General features: G+C 70.5%; 16 protein-coding genes. 6 read left to right on the forward strand and 10 right to left on the reverse strand.

Annotated features, from left to right (window positions below; translation table 11 throughout):
* Positions 1-1,155: a c-type cytochrome biogenesis protein CcsB gene (gene ccsB / locus RF650_RS05385; protein WP_239319137.1), complete on the forward strand. Its 1,155-nt coding sequence runs from the start codon at positions 1-3 to the stop codon at positions 1,153-1,155.
* Positions 1,156-1,258: 103 nt separating this feature from the next.
* Here the strand turns inward: ccsB and RF650_RS05390 are convergent, their stop codons facing one another.
* Positions 1,259-1,840 (reverse strand): PLDc N-terminal domain-containing protein, encoded by a 582-nt coding sequence (locus RF650_RS05390; protein WP_239319138.1) that lies wholly within the window; start codon positions 1,838-1,840, stop codon positions 1,259-1,261.
* A gap of 242 nt (positions 1,841-2,082) precedes the next feature.
* Between RF650_RS05390 and RF650_RS05395 the strand changes: the two genes are divergently transcribed.
* Entirely contained in the window at positions 2,083-2,361 is a 279-nt protein-coding gene (locus RF650_RS05395) for a DUF4229 domain-containing protein (protein WP_035965117.1), read from the forward strand.
* A gap of 93 nt (positions 2,362-2,454) precedes the next feature.
* Here RF650_RS05395 and RF650_RS05400 read toward each other — a convergent pair whose 3' ends face one another.
* The 5 genes from RF650_RS05400 to RF650_RS05420 form a co-directional block, all read right to left on the reverse strand.
* The gene (locus RF650_RS05400; RefSeq protein WP_035965116.1) at positions 2,455-3,339 is read right to left on the reverse strand and encodes a 1,4-dihydroxy-2-naphthoate polyprenyltransferase; all 885 of its coding nucleotides are present in this window, start codon (positions 3,337-3,339) and stop codon (positions 2,455-2,457) included.
* Between the two features lie 228 nt (positions 3,340-3,567).
* Positions 3,568-4,080, reverse strand: coding sequence for a 2'-5' RNA ligase family protein (locus RF650_RS05405; RefSeq protein WP_131332388.1), 513 nt, complete (start codon positions 4,078-4,080; stop codon positions 3,568-3,570).
* 95 nt (positions 4,081-4,175) lie between these two features.
* The gene (locus tag RF650_RS05410; protein WP_368814295.1) at positions 4,176-5,396 is read right to left on the reverse strand and encodes an AMP-binding protein; all 1,221 of its coding nucleotides are present in this window, start codon (positions 5,394-5,396) and stop codon (positions 4,176-4,178) included.
* A gap of 10 nt (positions 5,397-5,406) precedes the next feature.
* Positions 5,407-6,357 (reverse strand): 1,4-dihydroxy-2-naphthoyl-CoA synthase, encoded by a 951-nt coding sequence (locus RF650_RS05415; RefSeq protein WP_368814296.1) that lies wholly within the window; start codon positions 6,355-6,357, stop codon positions 5,407-5,409.
* 10 nt (positions 6,358-6,367) lie between these two features.
* A complete protein-coding gene (locus RF650_RS05420) occupies positions 6,368-6,625 on the reverse strand; it encodes a hypothetical protein (protein WP_368814298.1) in 258 nt (85 codons plus the stop codon).
* A 67-nt stretch (positions 6,626-6,692) separates the two neighbouring features.
* Here RF650_RS05420 and hrpB point away from each other — a divergent pair, with 67 nt between their 5' ends.
* The 3 genes from hrpB to RF650_RS05435 all read left to right on the forward strand — a co-directional run bounded on the left by hrpB (position 6,693) and on the right by RF650_RS05435 (position 11,918).
* Positions 6,693-9,359, forward strand: a complete 2,667-nt coding sequence (gene hrpB, locus RF650_RS05425) for an ATP-dependent helicase HrpB (RefSeq protein WP_368814299.1) — start codon at positions 6,693-6,695, stop codon at positions 9,357-9,359.
* A 332-nt stretch (positions 9,360-9,691) separates the two neighbouring features.
* A complete protein-coding gene (locus RF650_RS05430) occupies positions 9,692-10,630 on the forward strand; it encodes a CoA ester lyase (protein WP_131332392.1) in 939 nt (312 codons plus the stop codon).
* Positions 10,631-10,949: 319 nt separating this feature from the next.
* Positions 10,950-11,918: an L-lactate dehydrogenase gene (locus RF650_RS05435; protein ID WP_064846665.1), complete on the forward strand. Its 969-nt coding sequence runs from the start codon at positions 10,950-10,952 to the stop codon at positions 11,916-11,918.
* Between the two features lie 104 nt (positions 11,919-12,022).
* Here the strand turns inward: RF650_RS05435 and putP are convergent, their stop codons facing one another.
* Both putP and gluQRS read right to left on the reverse strand, forming a co-directional pair.
* A complete protein-coding gene (gene putP / locus RF650_RS05440) occupies positions 12,023-13,561 on the reverse strand; it encodes a sodium/proline symporter PutP (RefSeq protein ID WP_368814300.1) in 1,539 nt (512 codons plus the stop codon).
* 112 nt (positions 13,562-13,673) lie between these two features.
* Entirely contained in the window at positions 13,674-14,603 is a 930-nt protein-coding gene (gene gluQRS / locus RF650_RS05445; RefSeq protein ID WP_368814302.1) for a tRNA glutamyl-Q(34) synthetase GluQRS, read from the reverse strand.
* Positions 14,604-14,733: 130 nt separating this feature from the next.
* On the opposite strand from gluQRS, the gene RF650_RS05450 reads away from it, so the two are divergent.
* The gene (locus tag RF650_RS05450) at positions 14,734-15,549 is read left to right on the forward strand and encodes an MBL fold metallo-hydrolase (protein ID WP_368814303.1); all 816 of its coding nucleotides are present in this window, start codon (positions 14,734-14,736) and stop codon (positions 15,547-15,549) included.
* 57 nt (positions 15,550-15,606) lie between these two features.
* On the opposite strand, the gene RF650_RS05455 is transcribed toward RF650_RS05450, so the two are convergent.
* Both RF650_RS05455 and RF650_RS05460 read right to left on the reverse strand, forming a co-directional pair.
* Positions 15,607-16,812 carry a phosphatase PAP2 family protein gene (locus tag RF650_RS05455; RefSeq protein WP_368814305.1) on the reverse strand — a complete coding sequence of 402 codons (1,206 nt, stop codon included), beginning with the start codon at positions 16,810-16,812 and terminating at the stop codon, positions 15,607-15,609.
* 286 nt (positions 16,813-17,098) lie between these two features.
* The coding region (locus RF650_RS05460; RefSeq protein ID WP_368814314.1) for a transposase at positions 17,099-17,249 on the reverse strand (151 nt) is incomplete at its 5' end.

Genomic DNA, 17,249 nt, shown 5'->3' on the forward strand with positions numbered 1-17,249 from the left:
ATGGGTAGCAACATCAACGTGACCTTGGGCAACTGGAGCGAATGGTTCATGCTCCTGGCCGCCATGACCTACCTGGTGGTGTTCGTGGCCTTCGTGTGGGACATGGCCTCCCACTCCAAGACCCTCGGCCTGACTGAACGTGCCCGGCGTGACACCGCCGAGGGCGAGGCCAAGGAACTCGTGGGCGCCACGGCCGCGCATTCCGGGGCCCGGGCGGCGGGTTCCGCCACGGTCGGTTCCACGGTGTCGCGTTCCGCGTTCACTCGCTCTTCCACCGGGGGTGCGTCCGGCGACGGCGCGGGGACCGGTGAGTCCGTCGCGGATGAGTTCCGGACCTCGGCGGACGGCGCCAAAGGCGTGAACGAGTTCGAGGCGCTGGACTACCAGCACAACAGCCGCCGCCCGGCTGCCCGCGTGGCCGTGACCCTCATGGTCATCGCGTTCCTGCTGCACGCGTTCGCGGTGGTCTCCCGCGGTGTCGCCGCGGACCGTGTGCCGTGGGCCAACATGTACGAGTTCTGCACCACGGGCGCCCTGGTGGTGGCCGGCGTGTACCTCGTGACGCTGTTCTTCAAGGACCTGCGCTTCGTGGGACCCATGGTCTCCGGCCTCGTGCTCATCATGCTGTGTCTGGCCACGATCGCGTTCCCGACCCCCGTGTCCCCCTTGCAGCCCGCACTGCAGTCCTACTGGCTCATCATCCACGTGTCCATCGCGGTCGCGGCCTCCGGGATCTTCACCATCACGTTCGCGATGGCCGTGCTGCAGTTGCTGCAGTCCCGCCGCGAGAAGAAGCTGGCCACCGGCGAGGACGCCCGTCTGGGCTTCCTGCGGGCCGTGCCCACATCCGTGACCCTCGAGAACTTCTCGTTCCGGCTCAACTCCGTGGGATTCGTGTTCTGGACCTTCACCCTGGCCGCCGGTGCCATCTGGGCGGATCAGGCCTGGGGTCGGTTCTGGGGCTGGGACACCAAGGAGGTCTGGACCTTCGTGGTGTGGACCGTCTACGCCGCCTACATGCACGCGCGCGTGACCCGCGGCTGGAACGGCAATCGTTCCGCGTGGCTGTCGATCGCGGGCTACCTGTGCGTGGTGTTCAACTTCGCGGTGGTCAACACGCTGTTCCCGGGCCTGCACTCGTACTCGGGCCTGTGAGTCCTCCGCGGGCATGAGCCCGTGACATGAGTTCGCGAAACAGGTGAGCCCCGTCCCTCATGGGGCGGGGCTCACGTCATGTTCAGTGGGTATCTCGGGCTCGTTAGCGGGGAGTGGAACCACCGGGACGCGAGTCGTCGCCGCGCGGATTGTCGGGGTCCAGCCCGTCCGCGTCGGGATCGTCCCGGGGAGCGTCTGAGTCTTCCGAGTGGGAGCCGCTGCGGGGGGCGACGTCGTCCGGGTCGTCCGCGCGGACATCACCCGCCGGGTGGTCGGGGGAGGGAGCAGCGAGGCGCGGGTCGGAGGGATCCAACACCGGCTCCTCGGCGTCGGGGCGTTCTCCCGGGGCGCGACCGGTGCGCTTGAGTTCGTTCTCCCATTCCTGGAGCTTGCGAGCGCGTTCCTGTTGCTTGCGCCGCTCCTCGAGGTTGCGCAGGAACTGGGGGTCGTCATCCGGGCCGCGGCCGCGCTGGGGTTCGCGAGCGGCGTCGTCCTTGCGGGGGCGGCCGAAGAAGAGCCACAGCACCGCCCCGACCACCGGCAACAGCAGGATCACCAACAGCCAACCCCACTTGGGAATGGCCCGCACGGCGTACTTGTCCGACTGCGCGCACTCGATGAGCGCGTAAATGATGACGCCCACAGCGAGGGCGCCTGCTCCGATGATCAGGATCGCTCTGCCCATGCGGATCATCCTAGGGGAGTGGACTGGGCAGTTCCTCTTCGGGTCAGCGCGGCGGGTGGGGACGCGCGTTCCGTCCGGATCGGGCCCGGGCAGGAAGGCGCCCTGACCAGGGCCGGGGCCTTGAGCGGGGAGGGCGTTCGAGACAGATGCCCCGCACGGGCAACGTCCTGTCCAGATCGGGGCTTCTCGCAGGCAACCACGGTGCCCGGGAAGCACCCAGGGCGGGCCCGTAGAATGGTCGGGTGAACTTCGTGAAGTATTCCCTGCTGCGCCTGGGCATCCTGGTGGTGCTCTTCCTGCTGTGCATGTACCTGGGGCTGGGGTTGGTCTTCTCCGGGATCGCGGCCGTGGTGGCGGCCTTCGCGATCTGCTACATCTTCTTCCCCAAGCTGCATTACGCCGCGGGCCAGGACTTCCACCGATGGATCTCACGCACCCCCAAGCCCACCAACCGGGTGGCCCTGGAGGACCAGGAGATCGAGGACTCCTACACGGACCGCGAGGCTCGCAAGGACGTCTGAGCGTCCGCCCGCGGGGTTCTGGCCCGGGGCACTTCAGGGGTCGCGATGGCGCACACCCGGAGCGCGACGCCATGATTCAAGCGGCGGGGAGTGTCAGCCCAGGTACTGGTGCACCAGCACTGCGATCGCGTAGAGCACGGTCACGCCCAGGTTGATGAAACCGCACTGCTTGAGCACGGGGATCAGCTCGCGCCGGTCGGTGGTCCTGAGCACGGTCACGGCCGCGCCGATGGCCAGTGGCGTCACGGCATAAATCAGGAGCACCCACGGGTTGTGGGGCACGAGCAGCAACGGCAGGACCATCCCCACGAACAGCTCCGTGGTGAACGTGAGCCGGGCCTTCGGATCGCCCAGACGCACGGCCAGGGTCTTCTTGCCCACGGCGCGGTCCCCGGGGATGTCCCGGACATTGTTGGCCATGAGCAGCGCGCACGCGAACAGCCCGGTGGAGATCGCCAGGACCCACGACTCCAGGTTGAGCCGCCCGGCCTGGGTGATCGTGGTACCCAGAGTGGCCACGAGACCGAAGAAGATGAACACGAAGAGATCGCCGAGTCCCATGTACCCGTAGGGCTTCTTGCCACCCGTGTAGCCCCATGCCGCGAGGATCGCCAGGACACCCACCGCGGCGAGCCACCACTGCTGGGAGACCACCACGAGCGCGATGCCTGCGAGCGCAGCCAGCCCGAAGCACACGAACGCCGCGGTCTTGACCTCGCGGGGGGATGCCGCACCGGAGCCGGTCAGACGCAACGGGCCCACACGATCGTCGTCCGTCCCGCGCACGCCGTCAGAGTAGTCGTTGGCGTAGTTCACCCCGATCTGCAGGAACAGCGCGACCAGCAGCGCGAGGACCGCGGGGCCCAACCGTGCGGCAGCCATCCACTGGGCGGCGGCGGTGCCGGCGATCACGGGGGCCGCGGCCATGGGAAGCGTACGCAGACGTGCTCCCTCGACCCACTGAGCTGGTGTGGCCACGGTGCAACCTTTCGAGAACGGGGACGGGTTCGTGTCATTGTTTCACGCGCTGTGCATGTGCACACGTTCCGGGGACACGATGAGCCCAGGCGGTCCCAGCGGCCCGGCCGTGGAGGCGGTCGCGGATTCCGGTCGGGCGCTGGGGCGCCTGAGTGCGTCAGGCATGCGCGGTCTCGCCGAGCCCAAGGGATGACGACGGCGCGAGCGCGGTAAGCCGCCCGGTCCGGTTCAGCCCACCACCATGGCGGTGACGCGCTGGTCGGGATCCCACCGTCGCAGGCCCGCGATCTCGACCGCGCGCGGTGCGGGCACGTCTGCGAGTACTTCCAAGGCCCTACCCACCTGAGATGCGGTGAGTCGCTTACCCAGGGTCAGGTGCGGAACCCACGGGCGCGCCGGGGGTCGGGACTCCGCCGCGATCCGTTCCAGCTCGCGGACGGCCTCCGTGACCCCGGGTGGCACAATCACCGACTCCGCGAGCACGAACGGCCCGTGCCCCACAACGAGCAACCCAGGGATGTCCACGGAACACGGCAACAATGCGGAGAACATCTCCCGTGCTCGGGCCAGGACGTGTTCGGGCATCCAGGGCGCGGACAGCGCGGTGATGTGCGGGGCGTTGGACGCACCGCGATGCGTGGCGAGGCTCGGTAGACCGGCCCCGTGCAGTGCCGCCCACCGCGAGCGGATCAGATCATCTGAGGCGGGGGAGAGCACCAGGTCGAGGGAGTGCGCGGGCATGATGTCACCTCGTCCCGTCCGTGGGGTCGTCGCGCAGGACCGCCCGGCCTGTCGCGGTCGGCAGCCACACCCCGGCCCCGTGGAACGCCGGCGCGCTATACATCGGGGCTCGCGAACAACGCTTCGGCGGAACGGCGGTCGGGTTTCCCCGTGGCCAGCATGGGCAGTTGCGCCACGTGACGCCACAGCTTGGGCACCGCGGGGGCTCCGAGCCCGTCCCGGATCGCCGAGGACAGTTCATGCTCCACGGCATTGAGGTCCGAGCCCTCCCGCAGCGCGATCAACGCCGCGACCGCCTGCCCCCACTCCGGGTGCGGCACCGCGAGCACGAGTGCCTGGCGGACCCGCTCATCACGCTGCAGTTCGGCCGCGACCAGTCCCGCGGAGACCTTCACACCGCCGGTGTTGATGACGTCGTCCGTGCGGCCCAGCACCTTGAGCGTCCCGTCCTTCCGCAGCACACCGAGGTCGTCCGTGCGGTACCAGCGCACGCCGCCGATCACACGGAAGTGGTCCGCGGTCTGGGCGGGATCGTCCAGGTAGCCGTCGGCCACGGCCGTCCCGCCCAGCCAGATCCGGCCCTCCCGGCGCTCGTTCGGGTCGGGTACGGCGCTGGATGGTGCACCGTCGGGGACGATCCCGACGGTGACGGCGTCGAGCGCGGCGTCGTCGTACACGCAGCCCCCGCACGTCTCCGACATCCCGTACGTGCGCACCACGTGCACGCCCTCGTCCGCGGCGCGCGCGGCGAGGTCGGGGTACAGCGCGGAGCCGCCCACGAGGACGGCATCGAAGCGGGCGAGGGCGGCGACGGCGCGCGGGTCGGGTGCGCCGTCGCGCGGGTCCAGAATGCGCTGCAGCTGCGTAGGCACCACCGAGACGTAGCGCACCGGATGGGTGAGCCGCTGCGCGGCGTCCGCGAACGCGGCGGGGGTGAAATGCTCGGTGGGCATCGCGACCGGGCGCGTGCCCGCAAGCACCGAGCGCGCCAGCACCTGGATGCCCGCGACGTAGTGCGCCGGTAGGCACAGCAACCATTGACCGGGGCCTGCCGTGGCACGCTCGGTGGCGCGACCGGAGGCCGTGAGAGCTTGCGTGCTCAGCACGGTCTTCTTGGGGCGCCCGGTGGAGCCGGACGTCGCCACGACCACCGCAGGGCCCGGTCGGGACAGGGCTGCGGTCAGGCGCGGTACGAGCTCGAGTGGGTCCCCGGGGACGGGCCCGTCCAGGGTGACGACGTCGCTCGGCAGCGCCCGCGCCTCGGGTGCCGACACGGGCTCACCCGGCAACGCGGGATCATTCGGATAATCCGACATGCCGTGATGCTCAGAAGTAGTAGGGGAACGCGGACCAGTCGGGGTCGCGCTTTTGGAGGAAGGCGTCCCGGCCCTCGACGGCCTCGTCGGTCATGTAGCCCATGCGGGTGGCCTCGCCCGCGAAGACCTGCTGGCCCACCATGCCGTCGTCCGGGAGATTGAACGCGTACTTGAGCATCCGCACGGCCTGCGGGGACTGAGCGGTGATCTTGCGAACCCACTCGACGCTCGTCGTCTCGAGGTCCGCGTGCGGGACCACCCGGTTGACCGCGCCCATCCGGTGCATGTCCTCGGCGGAATATTCATCCGCGAGGAAGAAGATCTCTCGTGCGAACTTCTGGCCCACCTGGCGGGCCAGCAAGGCGGAACCGTAGCCGGCGTCGAACGAACCCACGGTCGCGTCCGTCTGCTTGAACTTGCCGTGCTCGCTCGACGCGATGGTGAGGTCGCACACCACGTGCAGCGAGTGGCCGCCGCCAGCGGCCCAACCGGAGACCGCGGCGATCACGACTTTGGGCATCGTGCGGATCAGGCGCTGGACCTCCAGGATATGCAGGCGTCCGGCGCGGGCCGGGTCGATGGAGTCCGCGGTCTCACCCTCGGCGTAGTGGTAGCCGTCCCGGCCGCGGATGCGCTGATCGCCGCCCGAGCAGAACGCCCACCCGCCGTCCTTGGCGGAGGGGCCGTTGCCCGTGAGGATCACGGCGCCAACGTCCGAGGACATCCGGGCGTGATCCAGGCTGCGGTACAGCTCGTCCACGGTCCCGGGACGGAATGCGTTGCGCACCTCGGGCCGGTCGAACGCGATCCGCACCCACGGCAGATCCCTGACCACGTCCCCGTCCCGTTCCACCCCGCGGTGGTAGGTGATGTCCTGCAGGTCCTCGAAGCCCTGCACCGGACGCCACTGCTGCGGGTCGAAGATCTCGGATACCTGCTCGGGAAGCTGCGCGTTGGTCATGGGTACCACTCTAGGCAGGTGGCCGGGGCGCCGTCCCACTCGGCGTCGGGTCCGTTGACGTCGCTGTGCCCGCCGACGCTGCTCGGTCGTGGCCGTTCGAGCGGCCCGCCATCGCGACCGCGCACGCGCCGACGACCACGGCCACGAACGTCAAGGTGAGGAACGTGAAGGTGAGCATTCCCGTCACCGCTGTCACCACCAACAGGATGACACCGGCGACGATCGCGCCGATGCCCAGTGCGCGGCCACGTTTCGCGGTCGAGTCCATGCCCACCTCTCCGTCGGGGGCTGCCACCCTAACAACCGCGTCCGAGGGCTCGGCCATACTGGAACCCATGAGTGCCGCCCCGTTCGACGTCCGCCGGATCGGCCGGGGCCTGCCGTTCGCGGAGTCCGTGCCGGCTCTGCAGGAGGCGCTGCGCGGGGGCGCGGCCGTGGTGCAGGCCCCGCCCGGGACGGGCAAAACCACTCTCGTGCCGCCGATGGTGTCCAACGCGGTCCTGGAAAACCTCGTAGGGGCGTCCGGTGCGGATGCTGATCCCGTCACCGGCCGCGTCGTCGTCGTCCAGCCCCGCCGGGTGGCCGCTCGGGCCGCCGCGCGCCGGCTGGCCGCGCTCACGGTGACGGAGCCGGGCGGCGTCATCGGCTGGAGCGTGCGGGGCGAGCGCAGGACGTCGAAGGCCACTCGGGTGGAGTTCGTGACCCCCGGCATCCTGCTGCGCCGACTGCTGCAGAACCCGGAACTGGCCGGGACCGCGGCCGTGGTGCTGGACGAGGTGCACGAGCGGGGCGTGGAGTCGGACCTGCTCGTGGGGATGCTCGCGGAGCTGCGGCAGCTGCGGGAGGACCTCGTGCTCGTGGCCATGTCCGCCACGGTGGAGGCGAAACGGTTTGCGGCCCTGTTGGGAGGGGACGCGCCCGCTCCGGTGGTGGACTGCCCGTCCGCGCTGCATCCGCTCACAGTGGAGTGGGCGCCGGGCCCGCAGCGCCTCGACGAACGGGGTGTCACCCCCGCGTTCCTGGCTCATGTGGCCCGCACCGCCGCGGCGGCTCATGCCCGCGCCGTGGCCACCGACCCGACCGTGGACGCCCTCGTGTTTCTCCCCGGCGCCCGGGAGGTCTCCCGTGTGGCGGCCCAGCTGCGGGGCCTCACCGACGCCGAGGTCCTGGAACTGCACGGTCAGCTCAGCCCGCGCGAGCAGGACCGCGCCGTCGCGGGCCGCGCGCCGGGGGAGCGCCCGCGCATCGTGGTCACCACGTCCCTCGCAGAGTCCTCGCTCACCGTCAACGGCGTGCGCCTCGTGATGGACTCTGGTCTGGCCCGCCAGCCCCGCCGGGACGCCGGGCGCGGGATCTCCGGGCTCGTCACGGTCTCGGCGTCCAAGGCGTCGGCCGAGCAGCGCGCCGGCCGCGCCGCTCGCCAGGGCCCGGGCACGGTGGTGCGCTGCTACGACGACGCCGCCTGGGGCGCCATGCCCGCCCACTCCGTTCCCGAGGTGCGCACGGCGGACCTCACCGCCGCGTGCCTCGCGCTCGCCGTGTGGGGCTCACCGGGAGGTGAGGGGATGGCCCTGCCGGACCCGCTGCCGCCCCGTGCCCGCGCCGACGCCGAAGCCGAGCTGACGCGCCTCGGCGCGGTAGCCGAGGACGGCCGCGCCACCGGCCTCGGACGCCTGCTGGTCTCCCTGCCTGTGGAACCTCGCTGGGGTCGCGCCCTGTTGGACGGAGCGGACCTCGTGGGTGCTAGAACGGCGGCGGAGGTCATCGCCGCCGTCTCCGATGGCGTCCGCGTGCCCGCCGCGGACGTCCCCGCGCTGGTGCGCGGGCTGCGCTCCTCCCGTGGTGACGAGTCCGCTCGGTGGCGCCGCGAGGCGCAGCGGTTGGAACGTATGGCGGCGCACCCCGCGCTGGCGGGCGACGGTGCGGCGGAGGGAGCCGAGGAGAACACGGACGCGCCGCCCCGCGGGCCGGAATCGGACGTGCCCGCCGACGTCCGGGAGGGTGTCGTCGTGGCCTTGGCGCGCCCCGAGTGGATTGCCCGGCGGATGGACGCCCACGGGGACCAGTGGCTGCTCGCCTCCGGAACACGCGCGGGGCTGGAAACCGGGAGCCCGCTGCGTCACCACGAGTGGCTGGCCGTCGCCGAACTGACGCGCGCCGCGGGCAGGGTTGCCGCGGGCACCGGCGCGGTGATCCGTGCGGCGGCACCCCTGGACCTGGCGCACGCGCAGCTCGTCGCCGGTCCGCTTGCCCGCACCGAGACCCGCGCGAGCTTCTCGAACGGTCGCGTGAGCACCCGCGAGGTGCGTGCGGTGGGCGCGATCGAGCTCTCCGCCACGCCCGTCCGCGCGGATCCGGACACCGCCGTGCCCGCCATCCGCGCCGCGCTCGCCGCCGAGGGCCTGGACCTGCTGCCGTGGGACGACGCCGCCCGCGGCCTGCGCGCCCGGCTCGCGCTGGTGCGTCGTCACCTGGGGGAGCCGTGGCCTGCCATGGACGACGCCGCCCTGGTCGAGCGCGTGACCGAATGGCTCGCCCCCGAACTGCGGGACGTGGCGCGTGGCGGGTCGCTGCGGTCGATCCGCGTGGTCGATGCGCTGCGCAGGCTGCTGCCCTGGCCGGAGGCGGCGCGCTTGGACGAGCTGGTCCCCCAGCGGCTCACGGTTCCCAGCGGGAACACCGCCCGGATCGACTACCCGGCGGTCTTCTCGGAGGACGAACCCGCCCGTCCGGCGGTGGTCGCGGTGAAACTGCAGGAGTGCTTCGGGTGGGCGCAGACGCCGCGCGTCGTGGCCGGGCGTGTGCCCGTGCAGTTCCGCCTTCTCTCCCCGGGGCGGAGCACGCTCGCGATCACCGATGACCTCGCGTCCTTCTGGTCGGGGCCCTACGCCCAGGTCCGGGCCGAGATGCGTGGCCGCTACCCCAAACACCCCTGGCCCGAGGACCCATGGAACGCGGTGGCCACCGCGAAGACCTCCAGGGCGCTGCGCAGGGACGGGTGAACCCACCCCCGGTTGAGATCGGGTGTGAGCTGGGTTACGGTGGGGTCACCGTTTACGCCCGAGCGCATCACCGTGCGCCGCGGCCCGCGCATTCGAGGGATGTCGAGGCCGCCGGGCACCACGACTGGCGGACAACCTGCACCAACCGCCCCATCGTTCAGGTTGGTCCGTGCGTTCGGCTGACCTGCGCCACCCCGATTTCCCGCTCACCCGGATCGGTACACCTGCCCGACGCCCACGCGTTGGGGCAGTCGTGATACGTCGGGCCCCGGGCGGCACCCGGGACTCGCGGGGGCGCGTCCGTTCACAGACACAGATCGCGAAGTGACATCATGACCACCACCATTCCGGACACCACCACCATGACCATCGACCCCACCGAGACCCCCGCCGTGGGGCCGGAGCTGGCCCGTTCGTGGCTGCTTGTCAACGGCTCCCACAGGTCCCGTTTCGACCAGGCCGCGCAGAGTGCCGCGGACGCCGTCGTCCTGGACGTGGAGGACTCCGTGGCCCCGGCGGACAAGGCCCAGGCTCGCGAGAACGTCCTGGAATGGCTCGGTGCGCGCACCGAGGACGGCGAACAGAACCGTGCGTGGGTGCGCATCAACGGCTTCGGCACCGCGTGGTGGGAGGAGGATCTCCGCGCCCTGCGGGACGTCCCCGGGCTGGACGGCGTGATGCTGGCCATGACCGAGTCCCCGGAACACGTGACCCGCACCGCGGAGCTGTTGCGCGGGACCCGAATCGTGGCGCTCGTGGAGACCGCGCGCGGCGTGCAGAACCTCCAGGCGATCGCCACGGCCCGGTCCACGTATCGCTTGGCGTTCGGGATCGGCGATTACCGCCGTGACACGGGCTTCGGCGAGAACCCCATGGCGCTGGCGTACACGCGCTCGCAGTTCACCATTGCCTCGCGTGCCGCCAATCTGCCCGGGCCCATCGACGGACCGGCCGTGGGAGCTCTCGGCGCCAAGCTCGCGGAGGCCACCGGTGTGACCACGGAGTTCGGGATGACCGGCAAGCTGTGTCTCATGCCGGAACAGACCGCCACCGTCAACGAGGGGCTGTCCCCGTCCCTGAGCGAGCTGTCCTGGGCCACCGAGTTCCTGGGGGAGTTCGAGGCCGAGGGCGGTCAGATCCGCAACGGTTCCGACCTGCCCCGACTGGCCCGGGCCCGCAAGGTGTTGGGGCTGGCGTCGGCATTCGGGATGCGCTTGCCGGAGGGCTACGACATGCACTTCGAGGCCCCCACCGACACCTACCACTGCTGACCTGGGCAGGGCGTGTGGCCCGGACCCGGGAGCGCCTTCAAACGTGGCCGTGGCTTGGGAGTATCTGGAAAGTCGGCCGTGGCCTCCGCGTTGAAGCACACTCGAAGAGCGCAGCCCACGACGGCGCGGGACATCACCGCCCCGACGTGGGCTGCTCATTGCCAGGCATCGCCGTCGCGGCCGAAAATGGGGTGGGGACCGCGCGGTGCCCACCGCGCGGGACGCCACCGAACGGCGTCGCCGTCCCCGTCAGCTGATCCGGGTTCGCGGGTCCCCCGCGGGCGCGGTCGGACCGAGTGCGTCGAATGGAGAATGAGCCGTGAGCCCGTCAAACGAAACTACCGTGCGCCGAACCAAGATCGGGATCGTGGGGGCGGGATCCGTGGGGACATCCCTGGCCTACGCCGCGATGATCCGGGGCACGTCCACGGACATCGCCCTCTACGACCTGCAGACCGCCAAGGTGGAGGCCGAGGCACTGGACCTCTCCCACGGCCAGATGTTCGCCCCGGGCGTCCGGGTGGAGGGCTCGGACGACGTCGCCGTGCTCAAGGACGCGGACATCGTCTTCGTGACCGCCGGCGCCAAGCAGCGCCCCGGGCAGACCCGCCTGGATTTGGCCGGTGCGAACACCGCGATCCTCAAGTCGCTCATGCCGCAACTGGTGGAGCAAGCGCCGCAGGCGGTCTTCGTGCTGGTGACCAACCCGTGCGACGTGCTCACCGTGGTGGCCCAGCAGATCACCGGGCTTCCCCACCAGCGGATCATGAGCTCCGGAACCGTGCTGGACACCTCCCGGCTGCGCTGGTTGATCGGCAGCGAGGCGCAGGTGAACACCAGCAGCGTGCACGCCTACATCATCGGTGAGCACGGGGACAGCGAGTTCCCCGTGTGGTCCTCCGCGAGCATCGGTCAGGTACCGCTCAGCGAGTGGGAGGTGGACGGGCGCCGGCCCTTCACCACCGAGCGCCTGGACGAGCTCAAGGACCAGGTGGTCAACGCCGCCTACCGTGTGATCGAGGGCAAGGGCGCCACCAACTACGCGATCGGCCTGGCCGGGGTGCGTATCGCGGAGGCCGTGCTCAAGGACCAGCAGTCGGTGCTGTCCGTGTCCACCGTGCTGGAGGACTACTACGGCGTGAGCGGCGTGGCCCTGTCCGTGCCGTCCGTGGTGGGGGGCGCCGGTGTGGGCCAGCAGCTGCGCATTCCCATGGGCGAGCCGGAGAAGCAGCAGCTGCGCGCGTCAGCGGGGACCATGCGGTCCTCGCTGCACGACCTCGGCTTCTGAGCCCGCGCGCCCCGGCGGAACGGGTTTCGCAGGAATGAACGACGCCCTCGCACCGTGCGGTGCGAGGGCGTCGTCCGTCTGAGCCGCGGCGCAGGCCGTGGAACTCAGACGGTCCCTGGGGTGGTGCCACCGGCGGCCGCCTTGGCCGCGGCGGCGGGATCGGCTTGCTCGGGGTGGTGGACCAGGCGGAGGGTCTCGTCGAACTCGCGCTGGATCTCGGGGTTCTCCCGGTGGGTGGCCAGCGAGACGATGATGCCCACCAGACCACCCAGGATGAAGCCCGGGATGATCTCGTAGAGGTCACTCCACGGGGTGTACTGCCACAGGAACACGGTCGCGGCACCCACGACCATGGCGCTGATGGCGCCCGCGTTGGTGAGCTTGCGCCAGAACAGGCACATGAGCACCACGGGGCCGAAGGCGGCACCGAAGCCGGCCCACGCGAAGCCCACGAGGTCCAGGATGGTGGAGTTCTGTTCCCATGCGAGAGCGGCCGCCACGAGGGCCACGAGCAGCACGCCACCGCGGCCCAGCCACACCTGCGCACTGGGGGACGGGGTGCGCTTGACGGCCAGGTTGTAGAGGTCCTCCACCAGCGCGGAGGAGGAGACGATCAGCTGCGAGGAGATCGTGGACATCACGGCCGCCAGGACGGCGGCGAGCACGAGGCCCGCGATCAGCGGGTGGAAGAGCACCTGGGACATGTCCAGAAAGATGGCCTCCGGGTCCGTGGGCTCCTGGCCCGGGCGGTTGCCGTAGTAGGCCATGCCCACCAGGGCGGTGCCGATGGCACCCAGCACCGTGAGGATCATCCAGCCGATGCCGATCCGGCGCCCGGACTTGGCGTCCGCGGGGGTGCGCAGCGCCATGAAGCGCACGATGATGTGGGGCTGGCCGAAGTAGCCCAGGCCCCACGCGAGGGAGGAAATGATGCCCACCGCAGTGCCGCCCGCGAACAGGGACAGCGCGTCGGGGTTCACGTTCTCGATCCGGGTGGCCATCTCACCGGGCCCGCCCGCCAGGAAGATGCCCACGATCGGCACGAGCAGCAGCGCGCCCAGCATCAGCAGACCCTGGAACAGGTCCGTGTAGGACGCCCCCAGGAAGCCTCCGAAGAATGTGTAGAGCACGGTCACCCCGGCCACCAGGAGCATGCCCGTGAGGTAGCTGGTGCCGAACGAGGACTGGAAGAACACACCGCCGGCCACCATGCCGGAGGAGACGTAGAACGTGAAGAACACCAGAATGATCACACCCGAGATCACGCGCAGCACGCGGGTGTTGCCCTTGAGGCGGTTGTCCAGGAAGGACGGGATGGTGATGGAGTTGTGGGAGACCTCGGTGTACGCGCGCAGCCGCGGTGCCACGATCTTCCAGTTCACCCACGCACCGATGGTCAGCCCGATCGCGAGCCACGCCTCCACGAGACCCGAGAGGTACACGGCACCGGGCAGACCCATGAGCAGCCATCCGGACATGTCCGACGCGCCGGCCGACAGTGCAGCCACGCCGGGCTTGAGGTTGCGCCCGCCCAGCATGTAGTCGTCGAGGTTCTTGGTCTTGCTGTTGGCCCACAGGCCAATACAGATCATGGCGATGAAATACGCCAGGATCGCCAGGAGTTGGTACGCCTGATCGGACATACTCGTGCCTTCCGGTACGGGGTCGTTGGACTGCGTCCACTGTATAGGGGAGGTGACGCAGATCCCATGTGAGCCGTGTGAGACAGTTCACAACTCTACCGCTCCGGAGGCCCTACGGACGCGTCACCGGCCACGGTGTGAAGGTCGCGGGTTCGCGCCGCCACGAGCTCGGGTCCCAGCGGTCCAGCACGTCCGCGGCGGTGCGCACGGGGTGGACGATGCCCAGAGAGCCGGCGAGCCACGCGAGCACGTCCTGCGCCGTGTACCCGATGTCCTCGAGCTCCCCGAGCGTGACGGCGCCGTCCCGCTTGGCGAGCCGCGCCCCGGCGGGACCGAGCACCAGCGGCACGTGGGCGTACTCGGGAACCCGGTGCCCCAGCAGCCCCGCGAGATACGCCTGTCGCGGAGCGGACGGCAACAGGTCGTCCCCGCGCACCACCTGGTCCACACCCTGTTCGGCGTCGTCCACGACCACGGCCAGGTTGTACGCCGGCGTCCCGTCGTTGCGCACGAGCACCATGTCGTCCACGGCTCCCGTGTACTCGCCCACGAAGTGGTCGTGCACCGTGAACTCCCGCGTCTGCGCCCTCAGCCGGATGGCGGGGGGTCGCTGGGTACGACGTCGCGCGCGCTCGGCCGCACTCAGGTTCCGGCACGTGCCGGGGTACGCGCCCGGGATGCCGTGGGGAGCGGAGGCCGCCGCGTGGATCTCCTTGCGCGTGCAGAAGCACTCGTACGTGAGGCCCGCCGCGGTGAGGTCCTGTACGCGGTCCAGGAATCGGGGAATGCGTTCGGACTGGTGGTCCACGGGGCCGTCCCAGTCGAGGCCGATCGCCCGCAGATCCGCCACGTTGCGCTGTGCGGCCCCCTTCTTGACCCGGTCCAGGTCCTCCACGCGCAACAGGAAGCGGCGCCCCGTGGCCCGCGCGAATCCCCACGCGGCCAGGGCCGTGCGCAGGTTTCCCAGGTGCAGGTCCCCCGACGGCGACGGCGCGAAGCGGCCCGCCGGGGTCACGGGGGTGTCGGGGTTGGTCGGAAACACGCGGCACACAGTAGCACCGCCCCGCCGCGGGTTCCCGTCGCGCGGGGCGGCCGGAGCGGCGTCGTGCCCCATGCCCCGGTGGCTTGCGGCGATACGTAGAGGGTGCGGGGTTGCCGATAGAGTGAGCCCCATGGCACGCACCCAGGAGTTGCGCCCCGGCGTCTATGTGATCGGCACCGAGAACTGGAGATTGAACTCCGGTCTGGTGCTGGGCACTCAGTGCGCCCTGGTGATCGACACGGGTGCGGGGCCTCGCCAGGGCCGGGAGATCCTGACCGCGGTGCGTGAGCTCACGGAGCTACCGCTCACCGTGGTGAACACGCACGCGCACTACGACCACTACATGGGTAACGCGGTGTTCACGCGCGCCGGGGCCACCGAGTTCTGGGCGCACAAGGCGTGCGCGGCCGCGATGGCGGAGGTCGGCGAGTACCAGCGCAGTTTCGTGAGCACGCAGGAACCCGAGATGGGTGAGGGCCAGGGCATGGACACCCAGCTCGTTATGCCCACCAACACTCTTCCGGGGGACGGTCGCAGGCCTTCCCTGACCCGGATCGACCTGGGGGAACGCCCCGTCACCCTGTTCTTCCTGGGCCCCGGTCATACGGACAACGACGTGTGCGTGGGCGTGGACGACGTCGTCTTCTGCGGTGATCTCGTGGAGGAGGGGGCGGACCCCAACTTCGAGGACGCCTACCCCCAGCGCTGGGTGGAGTCCTTGCGCGCGCTCGCGACTCTGGAACGCTACCGGGTGTTCGTGCCGGGCCACGGCTCGCCCGTGACCGGCAACTTCGTGTCCCAGCAGGCGGACACCATGGAGCTGGCCATCCGGCGCGCTCGGGACGTGGGCCTCTCCGGTAAGGGCCCGTCCACCGCCTCGATGTACCGCTTGCCGTACCAGGCCGGCGTGGCCCGGGTTTTCCTGGACCGATTGGCGGCGATCTAGCCGGTCGTCACTCCCGGACGTCCGATAGCAGTTGCGTTCGTTGTCACCGGGTCGCCGTCACCGGGTCGTGTCGCGCAGTCGCCGCGCCACGAGCGACCACCCCAGGGCCGCGGCCGCCGCGATGCCCACGTACCCCGCCGTGAGCGTGACCCGCCCGGCGAGCGTGCCCGCCACGGTCGGGGAGGGCCACCAGATTGCTGCCGCGAGCAATGCCGCGGCCACCACGGTCAGGGTGATCGCGGTGCCCAACCGGGGTCGCGCGGGGAATCGCGGGCGGTACACGGGCGCTCCGTAGGGGGCGGGCTGCGACCACGTCGGCTGGGGCTGCTGGTGCCCGTACTGCGCGTGCGGGTACCCCTGCTGAGCCTGCGGGTACGATGCCGCCCGCTCCTGCTCACCACGCTGCTGTTCTGCGAACTGCCGCTCGGCGCGCTCGTGGGCCGGCGGAAGATAGGCACTCTCGCCCCGGTCCTCGCTCCATTCGATGTCCTGGCGTCTACGCGAACGGTTCTTCCGGAACTGCCGGTAGAACTGGAGCGATGCCGCTCCGGGACGGGCGTCGGTACGGGAGAGAGCGGCGTCGACGGCGCGTGCCACGAGGGTTGCCACGACGCCCCACCCGCCCACGATGAGCAGCGCGGCCGCGGCGTCCGTGGGACGGTGCCAACCGTTGAGGATGGTGAGCATGCCAGTGACCGCCGCTATCAGGGCTCCCCAGCGCCCCGCCCTAGCCCGCAGGTGGGGAGGCGCCACGAGCAGCACGGCCATGAGCGCGGAGGCCGCCGCGGTCGTGTGACCGGACGGGAACGAGTTGGACGCGATCTGCTGGATCCCCCAATCGGGTTTGTCGAGCACCCCGTGCTTGAGGAACTGGGTGGTCACGTTCGCAGCGAACGCCGCCCCCGCGGCACATACGGCGGCCGTCCAACGGCGGTAGCGCACGGCCCACACGAGCGCGAGGACACCGGCGGCCACCGCCCCGAGCTCCGGGACGTACTGCGCGAGGACGAGGGCCGCGCCGGGAAAGTAGACATTGCGGTCGGCCTTGGCCTGGGCCAGGGCGACCTCGTCGAGTGCCTGACCCGTGACCGTGTGCAGACTGCCGTACGCGATGAGCATGACCAGACCCCACAGCACCACGAGCGCCAGGAAGGCACCGACCACGGTCCGGGTGGTCACCGAGCGGGCGGAGGTCCCGGCCGGTGGGCCGGCGAACTGCGGGTAGGAGGCCTCGGGGCCGCGGGGGGAGGGGGCGTGGGACACGGAAGACTTACCTCACCGATAGAAGGACAGGTGGGCCCACCCGGGTGTGGCGGGCCCGTCCCCATGGTGACACGTTCCGCCCGGACGGTGCTGTGAGTTCCGGGGTGGGCCGCCCGGGCCGAGAGCGCCACCAGGGTGGTCCTCAGTGAGCGAACGAGTTCTGGGGCGACATCCGGACCTAGCGTGCTCAATGGGGTTAGTTCCGACGGCGAGATCTGCCAGATATCAAAAGCGCTCGGTAACTAATCAATATGAATTTCGTCCGAATGGTCGAATTGCGGGGCCTTCACAGCTGAGTGTGGGTAGCGGTTCTCCGCCAGGGGCGATGACCGCCTGCGGCGAGCAGAGCCCGTAACCGGTAGTTGCCGAAGTTGCGGAAGCCGCGGGCGACGCGACGCATGGTCTCGATGACGCCATTGACCGCTTCCGTGGGCCCG

The organism is Kocuria sp. CPCC 205297 (assembly GCF_040981035.1).
Classification (GTDB): domain Bacteria; phylum Actinomycetota; class Actinomycetes; order Actinomycetales; family Micrococcaceae; genus Kocuria; species Kocuria marina.

Bases quoted from the DNA above. Each gene is read 5' to 3' on its own strand.
- RF650_RS05450 (WP_368814303.1), top strand. From the start codon at position 14,734: ATGGCACGCACCCAGGAGTTGCGCCCCGGCGTCTATGTGATCGGCACC.
- putP (WP_368814300.1), bottom strand. From the start codon at position 13,561: ATGTCCGATCAGGCGTACCAACTCCTGGCGATCCTGGCGTATTTCATC.
- hrpB (WP_368814299.1), top strand. From the start codon at position 6,693: ATGAGTGCCGCCCCGTTCGACGTCCGCCGGATCGGCCGGGGCCTGCCG.
- RF650_RS05390 (WP_239319138.1), bottom strand. From the start codon at position 1,840: ATGGGCAGAGCGATCCTGATCATCGGAGCAGGCGCCCTCGCTGTGGGC.
- RF650_RS05410 (WP_368814295.1), bottom strand. From the start codon at position 5,396: ATGTCGGATTATCCGAATGATCCCGCGTTGCCGGGTGAGCCCGTGTCG.
- ccsB (WP_239319137.1), top strand. From the start codon at position 1: ATGGGTAGCAACATCAACGTGACCTTGGGCAACTGGAGCGAATGGTTC.
- RF650_RS05405 (WP_131332388.1), bottom strand. From the start codon at position 4,080: ATGCCCGCGCACTCCCTCGACCTGGTGCTCTCCCCCGCCTCAGATGAT.
- RF650_RS05420 (WP_368814298.1), bottom strand. From the start codon at position 6,625: ATGGACTCGACCGCGAAACGTGGCCGCGCACTGGGCATCGGCGCGATC.
- RF650_RS05415 (WP_368814296.1), bottom strand. From the start codon at position 6,357: ATGACCAACGCGCAGCTTCCCGAGCAGGTATCCGAGATCTTCGACCCG.
- RF650_RS05430 (WP_131332392.1), top strand. From the start codon at position 9,692: ATGACCACCACCATTCCGGACACCACCACCATGACCATCGACCCCACC.